A 526-nucleotide genomic window follows, 5' to 3' on the forward strand; every position below is an offset into this window, starting at 1 on the left:
GAGATCATCAGCAAATCTGACGAGGGCGCCGAGTTCGGTAAATTTGTTTTCCCAGACCTTATCCAGGTAGTTCAGGTAGATATTTGAAAGTAGCGGACTTATGACTGAGCCTTGTGGGCTTCCGAGGTCAGTTTCATAAAACTGATCTTCTTTTACGAATCCTGCCTTTAGCCATTTCCAGATGAGTTTGAGTACTCTTCTGTCATTGATTCTTTGCTCCACAAGCTTCATCAGTTTCTCATGCCCAATGTTGTCAAAGTAGCCGCGAATGTCAATGTCTACTACCCAATATACGCCTTTCTTAACTTCTCGCCTGATGTGACGAATGGCACCGTGTTGGCTTCGCTTCGGCCGGAATCCATAGGAGCAACCCTTGAAATCCGTTTCAAAGATGGGCTCCATCACCATTTTTGTTGCCATTTGCACGACCCGATCGATAATGGACGGGATTCCTAAGGGTCGAAGCTTTCCGTCTGGTTTGGGTATCTCTTTCCGTCTGGCGGGTAGCGGATGATACGTGCCCGAA

The 526-nt window shown here is 47.1% G+C and carries 1 protein-coding gene; it reads right to left on the reverse strand.

What is annotated here, in order from left to right; translation table 11 throughout:
* Positions 1–486: reverse transcriptase domain-containing protein (locus IEY34_RS36420; RefSeq protein ID WP_268240233.1), on the reverse strand; the 486-nt coding region annotated here is incomplete at its 3' end.
* Between the last annotated feature and the right edge of the window lie 40 nt (positions 487–526).

The organism is Paenibacillus marchantiophytorum, assembly GCF_014640555.1.
Classification (GTDB): domain Bacteria; phylum Bacillota; class Bacilli; order Paenibacillales; family NBRC-103111; genus Paenibacillus_E; species Paenibacillus_E marchantiophytorum.